The organism is Streptosporangium sp. NPDC023963 (genome assembly GCF_040639135.1).
Classification (GTDB): domain Bacteria; phylum Actinomycetota; class Actinomycetes; order Streptosporangiales; family Streptosporangiaceae; genus Streptosporangium.
The window spans coordinates 170,031-187,073 of the sequence record NZ_JBEZZK010000013.1 but is presented as its reverse complement, the minus strand read 5'-3'; the positions used below and the strand labels follow the sequence as shown (position 1 = coordinate 187,073).

At 70.5% G+C, this 17,043-nt stretch carries 18 protein-coding genes and 2 pseudogenes; 11 read left to right on the top strand and 9 right to left on the bottom strand.

The annotated features are described in order from the left end of the window. Positions 1-327 precede the first annotated feature (327 nt). Positions 328-801 (bottom strand): MarR family transcriptional regulator, encoded by a 474-nt coding sequence (locus AB0F88_RS31890; RefSeq protein ID WP_362692470.1) that lies wholly within the window; start codon positions 799-801, stop codon positions 328-330. A gap of 98 nt (positions 802-899) precedes the next feature. Between AB0F88_RS31890 and AB0F88_RS31885 the strand changes: the two genes are divergently transcribed. From AB0F88_RS31885 to AB0F88_RS31875, 3 genes and pseudogenes are all read left to right on the top strand, one after another. Then, positions 900-3,653: an AAA family ATPase gene (locus tag AB0F88_RS31885; protein ID WP_362692467.1), complete on the top strand. Its 2,754-nt coding sequence runs from the start codon at positions 900-902 to the stop codon at positions 3,651-3,653. A gap of 39 nt (positions 3,654-3,692) precedes the next feature. Continuing rightward, on the top strand, positions 3,693-4,163 hold the full coding sequence (locus AB0F88_RS31880) for a hypothetical protein (RefSeq protein ID WP_362692464.1): 471 nt from the start codon (positions 3,693-3,695) through the stop codon (positions 4,161-4,163). 94 nt (positions 4,164-4,257) lie between these two features. After that, positions 4,258-4,422, top strand: a pseudogene (locus AB0F88_RS31875) (IS5/IS1182 family transposase); the annotation flags it as partial. On the opposite strand, the gene AB0F88_RS31870 reads toward AB0F88_RS31875, so the two are convergent. Both AB0F88_RS31870 and AB0F88_RS31865 read right to left on the bottom strand, forming a co-directional pair. Beyond that, positions 4,423-5,661, bottom strand: coding sequence for a GTPase (locus AB0F88_RS31870; RefSeq protein ID WP_362692461.1), 1,239 nt, complete (start codon positions 5,659-5,661; stop codon positions 4,423-4,425). 411 nt (positions 5,662-6,072) lie between these two features. Next, a complete protein-coding gene (locus AB0F88_RS31865; protein WP_362692458.1) occupies positions 6,073-6,321 on the bottom strand; it encodes a hypothetical protein in 249 nt (82 codons plus the stop codon). A gap of 26 nt (positions 6,322-6,347) precedes the next feature. Here AB0F88_RS31865 and AB0F88_RS31860 point away from each other — a divergent pair, with 26 nt between their 5' ends. After that, the gene (locus tag AB0F88_RS31860) at positions 6,348-7,058 is read left to right on the top strand and encodes an alpha/beta hydrolase (RefSeq protein WP_362692455.1); all 711 of its coding nucleotides are present in this window, start codon (positions 6,348-6,350) and stop codon (positions 7,056-7,058) included. A 73-nt stretch (positions 7,059-7,131) separates the two neighbouring features. Here AB0F88_RS31860 and AB0F88_RS31855 read toward each other — a convergent pair whose 3' ends face one another. Next, the gene (locus AB0F88_RS31855; RefSeq protein ID WP_362692452.1) at positions 7,132-7,755 is read right to left on the bottom strand and encodes a hypothetical protein; all 624 of its coding nucleotides are present in this window, start codon (positions 7,753-7,755) and stop codon (positions 7,132-7,134) included. Between the two features lie 437 nt (positions 7,756-8,192). On the opposite strand from AB0F88_RS31855, the gene AB0F88_RS31850 reads away from it, so the two are divergent. The 3 genes and pseudogenes from AB0F88_RS31850 (at position 8,193) to AB0F88_RS31840 (ending at position 11,488) form a co-directional block, all read left to right on the top strand. Next, positions 8,193-8,642: a helix-turn-helix transcriptional regulator gene (locus tag AB0F88_RS31850; protein ID WP_362692449.1), complete on the top strand. Its 450-nt coding sequence runs from the start codon at positions 8,193-8,195 to the stop codon at positions 8,640-8,642. Between the two features lie 5 nt (positions 8,643-8,647). Further along, positions 8,648-8,860 (top strand): annotated as a pseudogene (locus AB0F88_RS31845) (VOC family protein); the annotation flags it as partial. 243 nt (positions 8,861-9,103) lie between these two features. Further along, the gene (locus AB0F88_RS31840) at positions 9,104-11,488 is read left to right on the top strand and encodes an excinuclease ABC subunit UvrA (protein ID WP_362692704.1); all 2,385 of its coding nucleotides are present in this window, start codon (positions 9,104-9,106) and stop codon (positions 11,486-11,488) included. Here AB0F88_RS31840 and AB0F88_RS31835 read toward each other — a convergent pair. Together AB0F88_RS31835 and AB0F88_RS31830 are read right to left on the bottom strand one after the other, a co-directional pair. Then, the gene (locus AB0F88_RS31835; protein WP_362692446.1) at positions 11,473-11,631 is read right to left on the bottom strand and encodes a hypothetical protein; all 159 of its coding nucleotides are present in this window, start codon (positions 11,629-11,631) and stop codon (positions 11,473-11,475) included. The two genes, AB0F88_RS31840 and AB0F88_RS31835, sit on opposite strands and share 16 nt — an antisense overlap. Before the next feature lie 144 nt (positions 11,632-11,775). Continuing rightward, positions 11,776-12,390, bottom strand: coding sequence for a PadR family transcriptional regulator (locus tag AB0F88_RS31830; RefSeq protein WP_362692443.1), 615 nt, complete (start codon positions 12,388-12,390; stop codon positions 11,776-11,778). A gap of 49 nt (positions 12,391-12,439) precedes the next feature. Between AB0F88_RS31830 and AB0F88_RS31825 the strand changes: the two genes are divergently transcribed. Beyond that, entirely contained in the window at positions 12,440-12,874 is a 435-nt protein-coding gene (locus AB0F88_RS31825) for a nuclear transport factor 2 family protein (protein WP_362692440.1), read from the top strand. 101 nt (positions 12,875-12,975) lie between these two features. Here AB0F88_RS31825 and AB0F88_RS31820 read toward each other — a convergent pair whose 3' ends face one another. Then, positions 12,976-13,620: a dihydrofolate reductase family protein gene (locus tag AB0F88_RS31820; RefSeq protein ID WP_362692437.1), complete on the bottom strand. Its 645-nt coding sequence runs from the start codon at positions 13,618-13,620 to the stop codon at positions 12,976-12,978. 184 nt (positions 13,621-13,804) lie between these two features. On the opposite strand from AB0F88_RS31820, the gene AB0F88_RS31815 reads away from it, so the two are divergent. Genes AB0F88_RS31815 through AB0F88_RS31805 form a run of 3 tightly spaced genes read left to right on the top strand, consistent with a single transcriptional unit; the run spans position 13,805 to position 15,547 of the window. Next, positions 13,805-14,173, top strand: coding sequence for a YciI family protein (locus AB0F88_RS31815; protein ID WP_362692434.1), 369 nt, complete (start codon positions 13,805-13,807; stop codon positions 14,171-14,173). A gap of 7 nt (positions 14,174-14,180) precedes the next feature. After that, a complete protein-coding gene (locus AB0F88_RS31810; protein WP_362692431.1) occupies positions 14,181-14,306 on the top strand; it encodes a hypothetical protein in 126 nt (41 codons plus the stop codon). Then, a complete protein-coding gene (locus tag AB0F88_RS31805; RefSeq protein ID WP_362692428.1) occupies positions 14,303-15,547 on the top strand; it encodes a sigma-70 family RNA polymerase sigma factor in 1,245 nt (414 codons plus the stop codon). Before AB0F88_RS31810 ends, AB0F88_RS31805 begins: the two co-directional genes overlap by 4 nt. A gap of 85 nt (positions 15,548-15,632) precedes the next feature. Here the strand turns inward: AB0F88_RS31805 and AB0F88_RS31800 are convergent, their stop codons facing one another. Further along, positions 15,633-15,878, bottom strand: a complete 246-nt coding sequence (locus tag AB0F88_RS31800) for a hypothetical protein (RefSeq protein WP_362692425.1) — start codon at positions 15,876-15,878, stop codon at positions 15,633-15,635. Positions 15,879-15,883: 5 nt separating this feature from the next. Continuing rightward, positions 15,884-16,966, bottom strand: coding sequence for an aldo/keto reductase (locus tag AB0F88_RS31795; protein ID WP_362692422.1), 1,083 nt, complete (start codon positions 16,964-16,966; stop codon positions 15,884-15,886). Positions 16,967-17,043: the final 77 nt, after the last annotated feature.

Here is a 17,043-nt window from a genome sequence, read left to right as displayed (position 1 = left end):
TCGCGGGACCGGCGAGGAGTCCGGAACCGACCAGCGCCGACCGGCGCGAGTCGGAACCGGACTCTCGGCGTATCCTCGCACCGCCACCCGAGACGATCCGCGGATCATGCCGTGATCCTGTGTCCGCGGATCAGGCCGCGATCCTGTGGTCAGCCGCCCGCCGGGGAGGTGACCCGGGCAAGACGGGTGGTCGTTTTGCAATTTAGTCCACTTCGATGATAGTAATTTTTTTTGACTATATGGCCGTGACGATCATGAGTCATGTCGTCACGGACCTGTGGTCAGGTCTCGCCGATGCCGATCCCGGACTTCGTCACGGACCGTTGATCAGTCCTCGCCGGCGGAGCGGAGGTGGCCGCGCTGGTGCTCGGTGATGTCGGTGAGCATGCGCTTGAACTCGTCGTAGCTCTTTTGCCCGAGGCGCCGCGCGTGCCGCTGCTGGATGGCGTTCATGATGGCGTCGGCGGCGCGCATCTGGGACAGGCCGCGTTCGGTGGGACAGATCAGCTTCGCTCGGCGGTCGCTTGGATCGGGCCGTCGCTCGACGTAACCCAGAGCCTCCAGCTCGTCGATCAGTATCCCGACGATCTGCCTGGACTGGCCCGCCGGCCGCGGCAGTCCGGTAGCCCGGACGCCGTCCGGGTCCAGGTACGCGGGCACGGCGCCGTGCCGGTGCCTGAGGTCGTCGAACCCTTGCTCGGCGAGTGTGGTGAAGAGCTCGCGTTGCACCGCGAACAGGAGCCGTCCGGACAGCACGCCGAGGTCGGGGTCCGTCGCGTTGCGCTCCGCCCGGGTGACCATCCGCCGCGCTCCTGTCCCGGCCGACCTTGCCGTCAAGACCTCATCGATCTGCTCGGACGGTACGTGCCGAGCCCGCCGCTTCTCTGGAGGATCAGGCAGTGGAATTGATCGGCCGCGAAGAGGACATCGGCTCGATCCGGGCTTTCTTCGACGGCGCCGGGGTGCGCGGCGGCGCGCTGCTCGTCGTCGGTGAGGCCGGAGTCGGCAAGACCGCGTTACTCGACGAGTTCGCGGCCGGCGAGGCGGAACGCGGTACCCGCGTCCTGCGGGCCGCCGGCGTGCAGTTCGAGGCGGAGATCAACTACTCCACGCTCAACCAGCTGCTGTTCCCGCTCGGCGACGAGATGGCCTCGCTCGGTCCCGACCACCGCACCGCGCTGCGCTGCGCGCTCGGCTTCGAGATCGGGCCGGTACCGGACCGGCTCGTCGTGGCGAACGCGGCGTTGCTGTGGCTGCGGGCCGTCGCGGCCGAGACACCGATCCTGGTCGTCGTCGACGACCTTCACTGGGTGGACCGGAGCAGCGCGGAGGTGCTCGGCTTCGTCGCCCGACGCCTGGTCGGCAGCCCGATCGTCTTCCTGGTGGCCTGCCGGTCGGGTGAGCGCGGCTTCTTCCGCGACAGCGGGCTGACCGAACTGGTCCTCTCGCCGCTGCCGGCTCCGGCGGCGCGCACCCTGGTGGACCGCCGCTTCCCGGAGCTGGCGCCGGCGGTGCGGCGGCGGCTGCTCACCGAGGCCGCGGGTAACCCGCTGGCGCTGCTGGAACTGCCGTCCGCGCTGGACGGCGACCAGCGAGCGGACTTCACCACGTTGCCCGACGTCCTGCCGCTGTCCGGGCGGCTGCAGGCGATGTACACCACCCGGGTGCGCGGCCTGCCGGAGCGGTGCCGGCTGATGATGCTGCTCGGGGTGCTCGGCGGCACCACCGACCTGGCCCGCCTGCGGACAGCCGGCGGCGCCATCTGCGACCTCGACGACCTGGCCCCGGCGGCGGAGGACCGGCTGGTGCAGCTGAACGCGCACCGGCTGACGTTCCGGCACCCGCTGGTCGGGGCGGCGGTGGTCGAGGCGTCCACGGAACGAGAACGGCGCTGGGCACACGGCGCACTGGCGGAAGTCGTCGACGCCCCGGAGCGTCGCGTCCGGCACCTCGCCGAGTCGGCGGTGGGGCCCGACGAGGAGATCGCCGTCCAGCTCGAAGACACGGCGCAGGTCCTGCTCCGGCAGGGCGACGCGCTCGCCGCGGTCACCACGCTGACCCGGGCCGCGGAACTCAGCCCCGAACCGGCCGGCCGGAGCCGGCGGCTCGCCGCGGCGGCCTACATCGGCGCGGACGCCGGTGGAGAACTGGTGACCGCGAGCCGGCTGCTGGGCGACGCGCGGCGGGGCGGATCCCTGGAAACCCACTCGCTGCCCGCGGCGGCCGCGACCGCGCACCTGCTGATCAACTCCGACGGAGACGTGACCACCGCGCATCGGCTGCTGGCCGGCGCGATCGAGGCCGGCGACCACGGCTTCGCCGCGGCCGACGCCAACCTCGTCGAGGCCCTGCTCAACCTGTTGCTGGTCAGCTGGTACGTGGGCACCGAACAGGCTTGGCGCACCTTCCACGACCTGGTCGGCCGGCTGACGCCGGAACCGCCGCCGCTGCTGCGGGTGAACGCGGCCGTGTTCTCCGACCCCGCGCGGGCCACCGCCGACGACGTCGCCGCCCTCGACGCGCTGATCGACACCGTCGGCACCGGCGAGGACCCCACCCGCCTCATCCGCATCGGCACCGCCGCGGTCTTCGCCGACCGCCTTCCCCGGCTGCGCGGCCCGGAACGGCATCTCGCCCAGACGCGCCGGGACGGCAAGGGGCCGGCCCGCCGCCACCTCGGCGCACTCATGCACCTGGGCCTCGACGGCTTCGCCGCGGGCCGCTGGGACGAGGCGCGGAAGATGGCCGACGAAGGCCTCGCCATCTGCGCCGAACACGGGTTCCGCTTCTTCCACTGGTACTTCCACTACGTTCACGCGCTCGTGGCGGCGGGGTCCGGAGAGGTCGAGGCGGCCCGGCGGCTGACCGACGAGATGAACCGGTGGGCCATCGCCCACCAGGCCACCGGGGTCACGTACTTCGCGGCGCAGGCCCGGGCGCTCGCCGAGATCGGCGCGGGTGAGCACGAGGCGGCCTACCAGAACGCGGCCCGGGTCAGCCCGCCGGGCAGGCTCGCGCCCTACCGGCCGACCGCGCTGTGGGCCGGCCTGGACCTCGTCGAGGCCGGTCTGCACACCGGGCGCCGGGCCGAGGCGGCGGCGCACGCGGCCGCGCTGCGCGAGGCGGGCCTGGGCACGTTGTCGCCGCGTCTGTGCCTGCTGAGCACCGCGGCGGCCGCCTTGACGGCGGACGACGAGACGGCACGTGACCTGTTCGAGGCGGCGCTGTCCGTGCGGGATCCTGAGCAGTGGCCCTTCGACGTGGCCCGGGTGCGCCTGGCTTACGGCGAACGCCTGCGTCGGCTGCGCGACACCGGCGCGGCTCGTGAGCAGCTCACCCTCGCGCACGAGGCCCTGGCGGCGCTGGGCGCCGTTCCGTGGCGGGACCGTGCCGCCGGCGAGCTGCGGGCGACCGGGCTGACCCGGCGTCCGGCCTCGGACACCCGGTCACCGTTGACGCCGCAGGAGCGTGAGATCGCCGAGCTGGCGGGCGCGGGGCTGACCAACAAGCAGATCGGGCAGAGGCTGTTCATCTCGCATCGGACGGTCGGCGACCACCTGTACAAGATCTTTCCCAAGCTGGGCATCACGTCGCGTGCCGCGCTCCGGGACGCGCTCAACGCCTATGACCGGTCGGACAGGACAGTCATGTGACGGGTGCTGGGCGCGGCGGCGCGCGCGACCCTGGAGGGCATGAGCGCAGAACCGCACCCCGGCGTCCACTGGCCCCCGGGCTGGGGCCCGGACCGCTGTGACAGCTTCGTCGGCCACGAACGCCGCGTGGCGGCCCCGGCCGTCGCCGTCTTCGCCCATCTGGTCGCCGTCGAGATGTGGCCGAGCTGGCAGCGGGAGGTCGACCGCACGGAGGTCTTCGGCGAGCTCGCCGTCGGCGGCCGCTTCGTGGTCGTGACGCCACCGCACATGCTGGACGGGATCGTCGGCGAGCTGGTTCGCCCGACCCGCTTCGGCTGGGCCGCGGTGAGCGACGAGCTGAGCTTCTACCAGTCGTGGCTCCTGCTGGAGGAGCCGGACGGCGGCACTCTGACGATCTTCGAGGAGGCGTCGCGCGGACCGGCGGCGTTGCTGCGGGCGGGCGGCCGGGTCGAGCTGGCGCGCAGCTGGGTGGACGCCCTGCCGCCGGTCGAGGGGGAGCGGCCCGGCTGAGTCCGTTGCGCCGTGTGCCGGTGACCGGGGCGGCCCGGTCACCGGCTTCCGGCTCGGCGCCTCCTGGCAGACGGCGCCGATCCGCTCGCGGCGCGGGCGGCACCGCCGCCTGGCCGAACTGCACGGCGACAAGGGCCATGACCACCCCGGCGTGCGGCGTTTCCCGCGCGAACGCGGCATCACCCCGCGGATCGCTCGCCGAGGTGTGGAATCCGGCCGGCGCCCGGGCCGGCATCGGCGGGTCATTGAGCGGGGACTGCTATCCGATCTCTTTCAGTTTCGCCTGGAGTTGCCGCTTGACGTCTCCGCCCGAGCTCTGGTTGATGAAATAGAGGATCGCGGCCTCGCCGACAGCTTTCGTACCGGCTGCGGCGACGAACCCGGAGACGGCGTTTCCGGCCGCCGGAATCAGCTTCACCAGGGCCCTGGCCGACTCACGGAAGATCGCTCCGACGCCCACGTTCACCCCCATGGCGACCAGGAACTCACTTGCCGTCTTCCGGGATATCTCCCGACCGGCGATGTAGGCGAGCGCCATGACCATGCTCAATTGGAAGCCGGTGATGATCGGAAGATCGGCTAACGGTATGGGAGTCGATCCGACTGCCCCGCAGACCCCCGCATAGACCGTCACGATTTTTCTAGCGAGTTTGGTCTGGATTTTATGGAATTGGGCGATTCGAACATACTCCAATCGGGTCTCATTCGGAATGACGTCCATGATGACCTCGGAGAGCTTTTCGATGTTCCATCGATAGTCCCTGCGAGGGTCGACCTGTTCGTCGTGAAAGAACATCTTCGCCGAAGTGGGCAGGGCCGACGAAGCGAGATGGGGTTGGACGTAGGGCCGGGATCTGAGGTGGCGGTCCAGAACGGCACACGCTTCTTGGACGTGCTTCATCTTGTCGGAATCGGAGAAATCCTGGTCGCTGGGGTCGAGTTCATCGCACTGCGTGACCACTGGGACTATCTTGATCTCGTCGACGTCGCCCATGCTCACGACCAGACGATGAATCTTTTCGAGGAAACCGATGTCCGCGTCGACGGCCGCACCGACCTCTTTCGCTTTGGCCAGGAAGAGGATGACGTCCGGGCATTTCTTCGAGAGGGCCAACCGAATGGAATCGAAGGCCGAGTCCGCCACGTCGGTCTCGACGGGTTTCGACGCCTCCTGCGCTCCGCGCGTGTCCAAGATCTCGATCTGCCGGTTTCCGAACCCCAGTGTCTCCCAGATCGCTTCTCCGGTTTGAGGACTAACCGCGCCGACCGCCCGCATCGGCGCACCGCACAGAGCGTTGATCAGCGAGGATTTTCCCGCGCCTCGCCGGCCGATTACCATGACTCTCGGCCGTCTCCGGTCACCGACAAGGCTGACCAGTTCCCCGATCTCCTTCGCGGCGGCGGACTTCACCGGCCCGGGGAGTGCGTCCAGCATTTCATTGAGCTTTTGGACGACCGAAGCAAGACCATCGAGGGGGTCGCGCTCGTCACTGCTCACAGTTCGCTCCTGCGCTGGGCGGGCCGGTGGATTCACCGCCAATGCTGGCATAGGGAATCGTCCACGTGACACGCCCGCCTGATATCGAAGGTAACGATCCAGAGAAGTAATAGGGCCGAAATATAGTGCGGAGCATGGCTTATCTGCTTCTTTGCCGCAATTAAAATATTCTGTCCATCTGCGCTTCAGGGGCCGCCGGTACGACATCCGTAGATCACGTGGTAGCGGGTCGCCTCGTCGGCGGCGGTGACCGATCAGGGCGCGGGTTTGGTGGGTCCGCCGGAATCCGGACCAGGCCAGGACGTGCTCGATGAGGCTGGTGGCGGGCACGATAACGGTTCGTGCCGGCGGGAACCACCGTCGAGGCGACGCCGCCGGGTGACGCCTGTCAGATGACTGTGACCGCGACGGTCACCGGCCGCGGGTGGCGTCCGGTGGCGCGCGGGCCGACGCGGCGTTCCCGGCGAACCCCGCGGGCGTCGTCGAACTCACCGCCTCGCACCCGGCTTTCCTGTCCGTTCCGTTACGGACCGCGTCGCCGAGATCGTCGCGGAACCGCCGCCTGCGCGGCGATGACTGGCCGGCGGTGACCGTCGGGACGACGGTCATCTGACAGGTGCTGTGCACGGGCGTCCTGCCGACCATGGTTTCCGTCAGCACGAACGAGAGACCTTCCGGAGGAAACCATGGCCACGAACAAGAAGCCGACCATCGTCCTGGTGCACGGGGCGTTCGCGGAGTCGGGCGGCTGGGGGCCGGTCGTCGAGCGGCTGCAGGCCGCCGGGCACCAGGTCGTCGCGGCGGCCAACCCGCTGCGCTCGGTGGCTTACGACGCGGCGCAGGTACGTGCGCTGGTGGACACGATCGAGGGCCCGGTCGTCCTGGTCGGGCACTCCTACGGCGGGATGGTGATCAGCAGGGCCGCCGCCGGGGCCGAGAACGTCTCCGCCCTGGTCTACATCGCGGCGTTCGCTCCGGAGGCGGGCGAGAGCGGGGCGAGCCTGGCCGGGAAGTTCCCCGGCAGCACCCTTGCCGAGACGCTGCGGCCGGTGCCGCTGCCGGACGGCAACCAGGACATGTACGTCGCGCAGGAGCTCTACCGAAACCAGTTCGCGGCCGACGTGCCCGAGGAGACGACGCGGGTGATGGCCGCGACCCAGCGGCCGATCACCGCCGCTGCGCTGAACGAGGCCGCCGAGGGCCCGCAGGCGTGGGCGGAGCTGCCCGGCTTCTTCCTGATCGCCGAGGCGGACAAGAACATCCCGGCCGCCGCGCACCACTTCATGGCCGAGCGCGCCGGTGGCGAGGTCGTCAGCATCGCGGGCGCCTCACACGCGGTGTTCGCCTCCCACCCGGACGAGGTCGCCGGCCTCGTCCTGCGGGCCGCCGAGGTCTGAGCACCACCCGGAGACCACCGCCTCGCCCGGCACGGCACCGCCGCCGGCCGGCGGGCCGGCCGGGGCCGCGTCCTCAGCGACGGACGAGCTCGCGTCCGAGATCCTCGCGAAGGTGCACCTCGATGAACACCCGCAGGTAGGGATCGCCGGCCAGGCCGTCGAAGGCGGCCGCCAAAGACGGGTCCGGTCCGTCGGTCAGGTGGACGATACGCCAGAGGTTGAGCGGGTCGTCCTCCTGACCGGTCACGGAGTGTTCGACGTGGAAGACCGGCTGTCCGGTTCCGGCGGTGAAGACGCGGCCGTCGGGCGCCTCGAAGCGCCCGGCGCCGATGAAGAACGCTCGCCGGTCCCGGTGATCGAGACGGACGTGCTCGATGACCGTCGTGTACCGGTCGGGGTGGGCCCACAGCCGCTGCACCGACACCCTGGTGAAGTCCTCGAACCGGCCGCGGCGCACGCTCGGGAACTTCTCGGCGCTGCCCGCTCTCACGGCCGTCGGGATGTACTTGTCCGGTGCCGCGGCCTTGCGGACCTCCATGTCCCACAGCTGCGCGCCGGTGTAGACGAACGGCGGCCGCGTGTCGTAGCGGTCGCGCAGCACGTCGTTCACCCGTATCGGTGGCAACTCCACCGACGTGGTGCCCGGCGCCTGCCACGCCCGCTCGAAGATCGATTCGTGGTCGAGTGTCTCGGTCATGTCTTCCCCTGGCCGCAATTGGTAAATATTTATGATAGTCAAAATTTATGACTAATATTCACCAGTGTAGGGCCGCGGGGGCGTGTGCGCCGACTTCGCGACCGGGCCTGCCGGTTTCAACGACCTCGACGACTTCACCGACTTCGACGGCGAGAACCATCACGTCCACCTGCCGGTGAACCCCCGAGGTCGTCCTGTCCGAACGCGACGACCGAAGGTCGAGGCGCCGGCCCGCGTTCCGGTAGCGGCCGGGACCCGATCGGCTGCGAGGACACCGCCGGGGGAGCGCGTCACGGCGGCGGCGAGCACAAGACCGGATGCACCGTGATCACCTCCGACTTCGCGCACGACGTATCGGGACCCGAGGCGACGTCGTCGCCCGGAGAAACCGATTCCGAGATTACCGGGCGATTCCGGGGCGACATACGATTGTGCGGGTGACCAGCAGACCCGTCCCGGCGCAGCGCCTTCGTGACCTCGCGCGGCTGCGCCGCGTCCGCGACCGGATCGACCGGGAGTACGCGCAGCCGCTGGACGTCGAGGCACTTGCCCGCGGCGCGCACATGTCGGCCGGGCACCTCAGCCGCGAGTTCCGGCTCGCCTACGGGGAGTCTCCGTACGGCTACCTCATGACGCGGCGCATCGAGCGCGCGATGGCGCTGCTGCGCCGTGGCGACCTCAGCGTCACCGAGGTCTGTTTCGCGGTCGGCTGCTCGTCGCTGGGCACCTTCAGCACCCGCTTCACCGAACTGGTCGGCATGCCGCCCAGCACCTACCGGCGCCAGGCGGCGCGCGCGACGGCGGGGATGCCGCCGTGCGTGGCGAAGCGGGTGACCAGGCCCGTCAGGAATCGAGAAGCGCCGGCCCCCGCGCCGCGTCTAGCGTGATCGCCATGGACATCGCCGTTCACCTCGCCTTCCTCCCGCATGACGATCCGGACGCCTCGCCGGCCTTCCGCCGTGACGTTCCCGGCTTCGAGGTCCGCGACGACGTGGGCTACGAGGGGATGCGCCGGATCACGGCCGTCCCCGCCGGCCGGCCCGGCACGTCCATCGTCCTGGGGCCACCGGCCGCCGGCCCCGGCGTCACCGACGACGAGCGTCGCTGACCCCTCCGGCGACCACGGCCGAGGTGGCCGGAGGCGGGCGGCGCGCCGTGCCCGGTACCGCCGTCCTTCGGCGGGGACGGCGAGGCGCCGCCGACGGCCCCGCCGCACCGCCGGCCCCGCCTCCACCGGGCTGATGAGGAAAAAGCAGACGTACCGCTCGAAGCTGGTTAGATCGAGCCAGGCGACGCCGATGGAGACCGCGAAGGCGGCCCTGCCCACACATATGGAGACACGATGAACATGGCCCCCGGAACGGACGCGCAGTCGCCTGCGCCGCACGATGCCGACAGTCACGACCTGATCCGCGTGCACGGCGCGCGCGGGAACAACCTCAAGGATGTCAGCGTCGAGATCCCGAAGCGCCGGCTGACGGTGTTCACCGGCGTCTCCGGCTCGGGCAAGAGCTCGCTGGTGTTCGGCACGATCGCCGCGGAGTCGCAGCGGCTGATCAACGAGACCTACAGCACCTTCGTGCAGGGCTTCATGCCGACGATGGCGCGGCCCGAGGTCGACGTGCTCGAAGGGCTGACGACCGCGATCATCGTCGACCAGCAGCGGATGGGGGCCAACATCCGCTCCACGGTCGGCACCGCCACCGACGCCAACGCGATGCTGCGCATCCTCTTCAGCCGGCTCGGGCAGCCGCACATCGGCTCGCCCAACGCGTTCTCCTTCAACGTCCCCACGGTCCGGGCGAGCGGTGCGATCACGGTCGAACGCGGCGCCCGCAAGACCGAGAAGGCGACCTTCACCCGCGTCGGCGGCATGTGCACGCGCTGCGAGGGCCAGGGCGCGGTCTCCGACATCGACCTCACCCAGCTCTACGACGACTCCAAGTCGCTCGCCGAGGGCGCGTTCACCATCCCCGGCTGGAAGTCGGACAGCTTCTGGACCGTGCGGGTCTACGCCGAGTCGGGCTTCGTCGACCCGGACAAGCCGATCCGCGAGTACACCGAGAAGGAGCTCCACGACTTCCTCTACAAGGAGCCGGTCAAGGTGAAGGTCGACGGCGTCAACCTCACCTACGAGGGGCTGATCCCGAAGATCCAGAAGTCGTTCCTGTCCAAGGACCGGGAGGCGATGCAGCCGCACATCCGGGCGTTCGTGGACCGGGCGGTCACCTTCACCACCTGCCCCGAGTGTGAGGGCACCCGGCTCAGCGAGGCGGCCCGGTCGTCGCGGATCGGCGGGATCAACATCGCCGACGCGTGCGCGATGCAGATCAGCGACCTGGCCGGATGGGTCCGCGACCTGGCCGAGCCGTCGGTGGCGCCGCTGCTCGCCGCGCTGCGGCACACCCTCGACTCGTTCGTGGAGATCGGGCTGGGCTACCTCTCGCTCGACCGTTCCTCGGGCACGCTGTCGGGCGGCGAGGCACAGCGCGTCAAGATGATCCGCCATCTCGGCTCCTCGCTCACCGACGTCACCTACGTCTTCGACGAGCCCACCGTCGGCCTGCACCCCCATGACATCCAGCGGATGAACGACCTGCTGCTGCGGCTGCGGGACAAGGGCAACACGGTGCTCGTCGTGGAGCACAAGCCGGAGACGATCGTGATCGCCGACCACGTCGTCGACCTCGGCCCCGGCGCCGGTACGGCGGGCGGCACCGTCTGCTTCGAGGGCACCGTCGAGGGGCTGCGGGCCAGCGGCACCATCACCGGCCGCCATTTCGACGATCGGGCCACCCTCAAGGAGAAGGTGCGGACGCCCACCGGCACGCTGGAGATCCGCGGCGCGACGGCGCACAACCTGCGCGACGTCGACGTCGACATCCCGCTCGGGGTGCTCGTCGTCGTCACCGGCGTCGCCGGCTCCGGCAAGAGCTCGCTCGTGCACGGGTCGGTCCCCGCGGGCGCGGGTGTGGTGTCGGTCGACCAGGGGGCGATCCGCGGCTCGCGACGGAGCAACCCGGCGACGTACACCGGGCTGCTCGAACCGATCCGCAAGGCGTTCGCGAAGGCCAACGGCGTGAAGCCGGCGCTGTTCAGCGCCAACTCCGAGGGCGCCTGCCCGGGCTGCAACGGCGCCGGCGTCATCTACACCGACCTGGCGATGATGGCCGGGGTCGCCACCACCTGCGAGGAGTGCGAGGGCAGGCGGTTCCAGGCGTCGGTGCTGGACCACCACCTCGGCGGCCGCGACATCAGCGAGGTGCTCGCGATGTCGGTGACCGAGGCCGAGGAGTTCTTCGGCGCCGGCGAGGCGCGCATCCCGGCCGCGCACGCCATCCTCAGCCGGCTCGCCGACGTCGGGCTCGGCTACCTCAGCCTCGGCCAGCCGCTCACCACGCTGTCCGGCGGCGAGCGGCAGCGGCTCAAGCTGGCCACCCACATGGCCGAGAAGGGCGGCGTCTACGTCCTCGACGAGCCGACCAGCGGCCTGCACCTCGCCGACGTCGAGCAGCTGCTCGGCCTGCTCGACCGGCTCGTCGACTCCGGCAAGTCGGTCATCGTCGTCGAGCACCACCAGGCGGTCATGGCGCACGCCGACTGGATCATCGACCTCGGTCCCGGCGCCGGCCACGACGGCGGCCGGATCGTCTTCGAGGGCACCCCCGCCGACCTCGTCGCCGCCCGCTCCACCATCACCGGCGAGCACCTCGCGGCCTACGTCGGCGCCTGACCTGGCAGCCGCAGGAGGTTCGCGACCGCGCCCTGGCCCGTCCCGCCGGCGAGGACCGGCTCGATCCCGCCTCCGGCGGCGGCGACCACCCGCACCCCGACGACGCCGGATGCCGCGCGACGGCTCGCGCCGTCGCGCGGCATCCGGCCTCGGCTGAGATCACCGCGTCCCGCTTCCGCCGTCGCCGAACCCTTCCGTCCTGCCGCCACGCGGGGCGAGGTGGCGCAGGTGCTCACCGCCGGGCGTGAGAGATGCGCCTCTCCCGCAGGACGAGGTGGCGCAGGTGCTCACCGCCGGACGTGAGAGATGCGCCTCTCCCGCAGGATCGCCGCGCTCTGGTGGCACCAGTCCCGGTTGCCCCGTTCGAAGGCGAGGCCGCGCAGGCAGGTCAGGTAGGGGCCGATGCGTTCACCGTGGCGCAGGAACTCCTCCTCGCTCCTGTCGCCGCGCATCCGCCGCAGCAGCCCGCCGAACAGTTCGATCTTGGCGTCGGCGAAGGCGGCTCGCTCCATGAGCTGGGCGATCACCTCGTCGGTGTCGACGTGGTCGGCGGCCTGGACCTTGACGAGAAGGTCGTCACGGATGAAGGAGGGCTTGCCGGCGGTCGCCGCGAACCGTTCCAGCTCGGCCAGACCGGTCTCGGTGACCTGGAACAGGCGCTTGTTGGGCCGGGTGTCCTGGACCACCTCCCGGCCGGAGATCAGCCCTTCCCCCTCCAGCCTGGCCAGCTCGGCGTACAGCTGCTGGGGCAGGGCGTGCCAGAAGTTCGCCACACCCAGGTCGAACGCCTTGGCCAGCTGGTATCCGCTGAGCTCCTCGTCCAGCAGTGCCGCCAGCACGGCGTGCCGCAACGCCATGGAGACGCCCTCCGTCCTCCCTCTTTCCCGGTGCGTGTCCGCCATGATAGTCACTTAATTGACTAATCACTTTATTGACTATTGGAGTGTGGCAATGACCACCGCAGACCGCTTCCGGGCCGCCGTCGAAAGTCACGACCTCACCGCGCTGGACGCCCTGCTCACCGACGACGTCCGCGTGTACAGCCCGGTAAAGTTCACTCCCTTCGAGGGCAGGCCCATGGTCGTGGGCCTTCTTGGTGTCCTGCTGCGCACCTTCGAGGACGACTTCCGCTACATCGGGCACTTCGACGGCACCGCGCAGACCAGCACCGACGGCACCGAGGCCCCGTCGGCCGTCCTGCTGTTCCGGGCCACCGTTCGCGGCAAGCAGATCCACGGCATGGACCTCCTCCAGTTCGACCGGGACGGCCTGATCAAGGAGCTCACGGTGATGGTCCGCCCGCAGTCCGCGGTCCAGGTCCTGGGGGAGGCGGTCCTCGCCGGTCTCGTCGCCGACGGCCTCGTCCCGGCACCGGCCGGCCACTGAGGCTCCGCGGAACCGGCACGCCGGCGTACCTGCCCGTGCCGGGGTCGACGGGCAGGTACGCGCTCACCGAGGCAGGTGCGTGCGATCGTGCGGGGCAGTGGTCACCGTCTCCAGAACAGGAGGTGGGTGACTCCGCTGGGGCTCGGTACCGTCTCCAGGTGAAAGCGGTCGAGCAGGTCGGTGGGGCTGTCCCACAGCCGTTCGCCTCGGCCGAGGTCGACGGGCGCGACGGCGATGTGCATCACGTCGACCAGGTCGGCCCGGATGAACTCGCGGATGGTGGCGACCCCTCCGCCGAGGCGCACGTCCCGGCCGCCGGCGGCCTGCTTCGCACGTGCCAGCGCCTCGGCCGGTGTCGCGTCGAGGAAGTGGAAGGTGGTGTCGGCCAGGGTGAAGGACGGACGTTCGTGATGGGTGAGCACGAAGACCGGCGTGTGGAACGGCGGGGTGTCTCCCCACCATCCCTGCCACTCGTGGTTCTCCCATGGACCGCGCTGGGGGCCGAATTTGTTACGCCCCATGATCTCCGCCCCTATGTTGTCGGTATGGGCGCGGGTCAGGTAGTCGTCCAGGCCGCGGGTGCCGCCGGGGTCGGCACGGTTCACCCAGCTGGCGGTGGCGCCCGCCCAGGACCACAGGGGAGCGGGGTCCGCGTGGCCGAAGGGCCGGTCCAGGCTCTGCCCCTCACCGGTACCGAACCCGTCCTGTGACACGTTGAAGCATTGCACCCTCAACAGCTGCGACATGCGTCCTCCTTCGGGAGCCGGCAAGTATCTTCTGATGGAACGCCCAGGTCAGGCGCCCATTCGGGGAGGTAGTCGAAACAGCGGGGAGATTCTTGCGGTCCGGTACCGCAAGAACGCGGCACCGGCGCCGACTCCATGGTGAACGGCGCCTCGGGGGCGCCGTCCGGCCGTCGAAGGAGACGACGTGAAATTCTTGTTGATCATGCACAACAACCCGCGGATCTGGGATGCGCTGACCGAGGGGGAGCGCGACGAGGTGATGAGGGGCCACGGCGCGTTCATGGAGACCGTCAGGAGATCCGGGGAGATGATCGGTACCGTCGCGCTGGCCGACCCGTCGCAGAGCGCCGTGGTCAAGGTCCGGGGCGGCGTCCCGGCGGTGACGGACGGGCCCTACCTCGAGGCCAAGGAGTACCTGGGCGGCTACTACCTGGTGGAGTGCGAGAACAGGGAACGTGCCCTGGAGCTGGCCGCGCTCATTCCGGACGCCGGCGTCGAGGGCCTGGGCATCGAGGTGCGGCCGGTGGTCCACGCGGGCACGGCGGACGGCTGAGCCCGCGATGAAGTTCCCGCTGAATCTCCATCTGGACGCGGCGGACCTGCGGTGGGCGGGATTAGGCCATTTCGACTGTCTCGACTGTCTCGACCGTGAGGACTTCCCGGACGTGGCCGGGATGGAGAGGTGAACGCCTCCGAACGCCTCGGGGACCTGCTGCGCGAACTGGCGCCGCGGGTTCTCGGCGTGCTCCTGCACCGCTACGGCGGGTTCGAGGAGTGCGAGGACGCGGTGCAGGAGGCGTTGCTCGCCGCCGCGACGCAGTGGCCCGCCGAGGGCGTCCCGGAAAGCCCGCGCTCGTGGCTGGTGACCGTGGCCTCCCGCCGGCTGATCGACCAGGTGCGCAGCGAGCAGGCCCGCCGCCGCCGGGAGGCCACCGCGGCGGTGCGGGAGGCGCCGGACGCCGGCCTCGCACCGGCCCCCGGCGACGAAAGCCCTCGCGACCGCGACGACACCCTCACGCTGCTGTTCCTGTGTTGCCACCCGGCGCTGACGCCCGCCTCCCAGGTGGCGCTCACGCTGCGCGCCGTCGGCGGCCTCACCACCGCCGAGGTGGCGCGGGCGTTCCTCATGCCGGAGGCCACCATGGCGCCGCGGATCAGCCGCGCCAAGCAGCGGATCAAGGCCGTCGGCGCCTCGTTCGAGATGCCGGACGCCCGGGAGTGGGCCAGACGGCTGGACGCCGTCCTGCACGTGCTCTACCTGGTCTTCAACGAGGGCTACACCGCCGGCTCCGGGCCCGACCTGCACCGCGGCGAGCTCACCGCGGAGGCGATCCGGCTCACCCGGACGGTGCACCGGTCCCTGCCGGACGACGGTGAGGTCGCCGGGCTTCTGTCGCTGATGCTGCTGACCGACGCCCGCCGAGCGGCCCGCACCGGCCCGGACGGCGCCCTCGTGCCGCTGGCCGAGCAGGACCGGAACCGGTGGGACACCGCCATGATCAAGGAGGGCACCGCGCTGGTCACCGACGCCATGTCCGCCTCGGCCCTCGGCCCCTACCAGCTCCAGGCGGCGATCGCCGCGCTGCACGTCCAGGCGCCGCGAGCCGAGGACACCGACTGGGAGCAGATCCGCATCCTGTACGCGATCCTCACCCGGATCGCGCCGAACCCGATGGCCACGCTCAATCACGCCGTCGCGGTCGCGATGACCCGCGGGCCCCGGGCCGGGCTCGAACTGCTGGAGAGCCTGGACGGCGACCCCCGGATCACCCGTCACCACCGCCTCCACGCCGTGCGCGCCCACCTGCGGGAACTGGCCGGCGAGCACGCCGCCGCGCGAGAGAGCTACCTGCTGGCGGCCCGGCGTACCACGAGCCTTCCCGAACAGCGCTACCTGCGGGACAGGGCGGGCAGGCTGGACCGGTGACGGCCGGCGTGCGGGTGCGTTCGGCGATGCGGTCCGGGCCCGCCGCTCACGCGGCGAGCCCGGAACCCGAGGTCTTCACCGTCTTTCAGGCGCTCAGCACCTTGCGGAGCAGTTCGGCGAGCTCGGCTGGGTGCGTGCTGAGGCCCGTGTGCCCGCCGGGGAAGTGGACGAGCTCCGTGCCGAACCGCTCGGCGAGGAGGGCGGCGGGCCGGTAGGGCAGTTCACCGCGCGATTTCGCCCCGCCCGCGAGCACGAGCCGGTCCGACAGGGCCGCCAGGCGATCGGTGTACCGGCCGGGGTGGTCGTGGGCGAGCGTCGCGTGTTCGGCCATGGTGTTCAGTAGCGAGCGCTGCCGGCCCGCAGGAGCGGGGACACCGTCGACGGGAACCCGTCCACGGTGGCTCCGGCGAACTGCAGCATGCGGCCCAGGTGCCTGTTGTTCTCGGCGGGGAAGTTCAGCGTGGGAGTGGACACGTCATCGAGCGTGGCGCGCTGGGTCTCGGTGAGGGTGAGGTTCAGGGCACGCAGGTTGACCTCGAACTGGTCCATGCGGCGTGCGCCGATCAGGGTGGAGGTGATCCCGGGACGGTCCCGCACCCAGGCCAGGGCCACTTGGGCGGGACTGGCGCCCACGTCGCCGGCGACGTCGTTGAGCGCGTCGATCACGACGTAGTCGGCTTCGCCCGGGGCGCCCACCAGCTGCGCGCGAGCGGTGTCCACCGGACCGGTGCCGGCGCTGGAGTACTTGCCGGACAGGAACCCGCTCTTCAGCGGCCCCCACGCCATCACACCCATTCCCAGGGCCTGGGCCATGGGGATCAGCTCCCCTTCCGAGGTCCGCTCAAGCAGGGAGTACTCCAGCTGCAGGGCGATGATCGGAGCCCAGCCGCGCAGGCGCGCGACGGTGGCCGCCTCGGCCGTCGCCCAGGCCGGCACGTCGGAGAATCCGACGTAGCGGACCTTGCCGTCGCCGATCAGGTGGTCCAGCGCGCGGAGGGTCTCCTCGGTCGGCGTGGACGGGTCGAAGTTGTGCAGCCAGTAGACGTCGACGTAGTCGGTCCGCAGGCGCCGTAGCGAGTTCTCCAGCTGTTGCACGATCGCCTTACGACCGGCTCCGCCGCCGTTGGGGTCGTTCTCGTACAGGTTGCCGAAGAACTTCGTGCCGATCACCACTCGATCGCGTAGTGCGGGCCGGCCGGCGAAGTAGTCGCCGATGATCTTTTCGGAGTGGCCGTTGGTGTAGATGTTGGCCGTGTCGATCGAGTTGCCGCCCTCGTCCAGATAGGCCGCGAGGATGTTCTTGGACTCCTCTGGGCTGCAGCCCCAACCATGATCCTCACCGAAGGTCATCGTGCCGAGCGTGAACGGGCTGACCCGCAGACCCGAGCGGCCGAGCGTGACGTAGGAATCGAGCGACATCCTGTGACTCCGAGCTGATAGAGGTGGGGACGGCATGGACGCCGTCTCCCCGTGTTCCTCCATTCGAGCGCGAAACG

Excerpts from the sequence above, each read along its gene's own strand:
- AB0F88_RS31855 (WP_362692452.1), bottom strand. The coding sequence starts at position 7,755 with ATGACCGAGACACTCGACCACGAATCGATCTTCGAGCGGGCGTGGCAG.
- AB0F88_RS31890 (WP_362692470.1), bottom strand. The coding sequence starts at position 801 with ATGGTCACCCGGGCGGAGCGCAACGCGACGGACCCCGACCTCGGCGTG.
- AB0F88_RS31820 (WP_362692437.1), bottom strand. The coding sequence starts at position 13,620 with ATGTCGCAGCTGTTGAGGGTGCAATGCTTCAACGTGTCACAGGACGGG.
- AB0F88_RS31830 (WP_362692443.1), bottom strand. The coding sequence starts at position 12,390 with ATGGCGGACACGCACCGGGAAAGAGGGAGGACGGAGGGCGTCTCCATG.
- AB0F88_RS31880 (WP_362692464.1), top strand. The coding sequence starts at position 3,693 with ATGAGCGCAGAACCGCACCCCGGCGTCCACTGGCCCCCGGGCTGGGGC.
- AB0F88_RS31860 (WP_362692455.1), top strand. The coding sequence starts at position 6,348 with ATGGCCACGAACAAGAAGCCGACCATCGTCCTGGTGCACGGGGCGTTC.
- AB0F88_RS31840 (WP_362692704.1), top strand. The coding sequence starts at position 9,104 with ATGGCCCCCGGAACGGACGCGCAGTCGCCTGCGCCGCACGATGCCGAC.
- AB0F88_RS31800 (WP_362692425.1), bottom strand. The coding sequence starts at position 15,878 with ATGGCCGAACACGCGACGCTCGCCCACGACCACCCCGGCCGGTACACC.
- AB0F88_RS31835 (WP_362692446.1), bottom strand. The coding sequence starts at position 11,631 with ATGCCGCGCGACGGCGCGAGCCGTCGCGCGGCATCCGGCGTCGTCGGG.
- AB0F88_RS31825 (WP_362692440.1), top strand. The coding sequence starts at position 12,440 with ATGACCACCGCAGACCGCTTCCGGGCCGCCGTCGAAAGTCACGACCTC.
- AB0F88_RS31795 (WP_362692422.1), bottom strand. The coding sequence starts at position 16,966 with ATGTCGCTCGATTCCTACGTCACGCTCGGCCGCTCGGGTCTGCGGGTC.
- AB0F88_RS31810 (WP_362692431.1), top strand. The coding sequence starts at position 14,181 with ATGAAGTTCCCGCTGAATCTCCATCTGGACGCGGCGGACCTGCGGTGG.